At 55.8% G+C, this 2,367-nt stretch carries 4 protein-coding genes; 1 reads left to right on the top strand and 3 read right to left on the bottom strand.

The features are described from left to right. On the bottom strand, positions 1 to 187 hold a 187-nt coding region (locus tag V6C07_RS01885; RefSeq protein WP_333534696.1), incomplete at its 3' end, for a hypothetical protein. A 100-nt stretch (positions 188 to 287) separates the two neighbouring features. Next, positions 288 to 992, bottom strand: coding sequence for a Bax inhibitor-1/YccA family protein (locus V6C07_RS01880; RefSeq protein ID WP_333534695.1), 705 nt, complete (start codon positions 990 to 992; stop codon positions 288 to 290). Between the two features lie 335 nt (positions 993 to 1,327). Between V6C07_RS01880 and V6C07_RS01875 the strand changes: the two genes are divergently transcribed. Beyond that, on the top strand, positions 1,328 to 1,927 hold the full coding sequence (locus V6C07_RS01875; RefSeq protein WP_442886209.1) for a peptidylprolyl isomerase: 600 nt from the start codon (positions 1,328 to 1,330) through the stop codon (positions 1,925 to 1,927). A 199-nt stretch (positions 1,928 to 2,126) separates the two neighbouring features. Here V6C07_RS01875 and V6C07_RS01870 read toward each other — a convergent pair. Further along, positions 2,127 to 2,367, bottom strand: a 241-nt coding sequence (locus tag V6C07_RS01870) for a crossover junction endodeoxyribonuclease RuvC (protein WP_333534694.1), incomplete at its 5' end; no start/stop codon positions are given.

The raw sequence follows: 2,367 nt of genomic DNA, 5'->3' as shown, positions 1-2,367 counted from the left end.
CGCCAAGAGCGGCTTCCAGCTCTTTTCTTTCGCGGCGGGCAAGGCCCAGAACACGCAAAAGGCCGTCCAGCCGCATGGGGCGGTTCTGGGCGGCAAGGGTCTGCAGCAGTTCCTCAGGCGAGGGAAAACCGCCGTTGAAAGGTGCGGAAGCCGTAGTGGCTCCGCGAAGTTTTTTTTGCTTTTTCATAAAAATTATTCACCGGCAAGGCGTGAAAAAGGGGCAAAAGGCATGGCCTTTCGCCCCCCATCGCGTGCTTGCTCTCAGGCTGTTGCCCGTATTGCGGCAATCAGTTGCGGTTGCCGCCGAAGAGGCGCAGCAGCATGAGGAAAAGATTGATAAAGTCCAGGTACAGGGTCAGCGCGCCCAAAATGGCGCCGCGGCGCAGGGCCGTGGCGTCGTCCAGGGGGGCGCTTTCGCCGAACCGGCGCAGCTTCTGTGTGTCATAGGCCGTAAGGCCGGTAAAAATGAGTACGCCAAGGCAGCTCACCACAAAGTCCATCATGGCGCTCTTGAGGAAGATATTGACCACCATGGCGATAACGATGCCGATCAGGCCCATGAACAGAAAGCTGCCCATGGCCGTAAGATCGCGCTTGGTCACGGTTCCGTACACGGTCATGGCCAGGAAGGTTCCGGTGGTGACCAGAAAGGCGTTGGTGATGGAGGCAATGGGGTAGACCACAAAAATGGACGACAGCGTTGCCCCTGTCAGCGCGGAATAGAGCAGAAAAAGCCCCGTGGCCGTGCTGCCGGACATTTTATGCACGGCGGCGGAAATGGCGATAACAAGGCCGAACTGCGCCACGATGAGGCCGATCATGATCAGCGAATTGCCGAAGATGACCTGCTGCACTGCGGGCGTGCTGGCTACAAACCAGGCCATAACGGTGGTGACGCCAAGGCCCAGCGTCATCCACTGGTAAACCTGGCGCATGTAAAGGGAAGCAACACTGCTTACGCCACTATGCGCTACACTGCGGGGATTGGTCATTACTCTCCTCCAAAAAAACTGTTGCATCCGAAGCGTCTTTGGAACAGGTATATCTGAAGCGCATGAAATGCTTGGCAACGAACCGTTTTTTTCATGCCTGTTCCGTACGCCGGACAAGCCGTATTTTTTTATCTTCCTCTTCATACTATATGACACAAGCCGTGTTTAGCAAGTGCTCTCTGTCCCGGATAACGGCGTCAAATGTGACATTTCTGTTACAGAATCCGCCTGACGGCATCTGCGGCAACTTGATGGACGCGTGCCGGCATGGTAGTTTTTCACGCACCGCCGGGTTTTTTCCGGCCTTTACACCGCAGTAGCGCAAGGAGATACATATGAAACTTTTCCGCACCGGCGTCGTGTTTCGCGCCCTTGCCCTGGCGTTTTGCCTTATGGCCGCGCCCTTCATGACTCCGGCCCAGGCCGCCACGCCCGATCCGGCAGTGAAGCTTGAAACGAACATGGGCGAAATTGTGGTGCGTCTGGACGCCCGCAAGGCTCCCATCAGCACCGCCAACTTTGTGCAGTATGTCAAATCAGGTTTTTATGACGGCACGGTTTTTCATCGTGTGATCAAGAACTTCATGATTCAGGGCGGCGGTTTCACGCCGGACATGAAACAGAAAGAAACCCGCGCCGCCATCCGCAACGAAGCGGATAACGGGCTGAAAAACAAGAAATATACCATTGCTATGGCCCGCACTGGCGAACCTCATTCGGCCACGGCCCAGTTTTTCATCAATACCAAGGACAACGATTTTCTGGACTTCAAAAGCCAGACTCCCCAGGGCTGGGGCTACGCTGTTTTCGGCAAGGTGATCAAGGGACAGGAAGTTGTGGACAAGATTGCCGCCATCGTCACCGGCAAAAAAGGCTATTATGATGATGTGCCCAGAGAAAACGTCATCATTAAAAAAGCCGTTGTGGTGGAATAGACCACAGCGTTCTTTTCCGAAGATGAAAATAACAAAGGGCCGAAAGGCCCTTTTTGTCTGGCGGATATGTGGTCGCGCGGAGCGCGTCGGCATTTTTCGCAGGAAGCCGGCTGTCCATGCCGAAACGGTGATGCACCGGAGCCGGGAAAAAACTTTTGATGCGCCTGGCTGAACAGAAAAGCATGTGAACAGTGCCTGACTATTTGCCCGTCAAAGCCGCAAAGCGCCGCATGGTAAGGTGGCACACGGCCACGGCCAGAGCGTCCGATGTGTCCAGCGGCCAGTTGGCGTTTTTGACATTGAGCAGGCGTTGCACCATGAAGGCGACCTGCTCTTTTTCGGCGCGGCCCGTGCCTACCAGCGATTTTTTCACCAGGGTAGGCTCATAGTCGCTGATGGAAAGGCCGTGCGCCGCGCAGGCCGCCACAGCCACGCCCCGC

The sequence above is a fragment of the Desulfovibrio sp. 1214_IL3152 genome (assembly GCF_036763055.1).
In the GTDB taxonomy this organism is placed as follows: Bacteria; Desulfobacterota; Desulfovibrionia; order Desulfovibrionales; family Desulfovibrionaceae; genus Desulfovibrio.
This window is presented reverse-complemented; position numbering and strand designations above follow the sequence as displayed.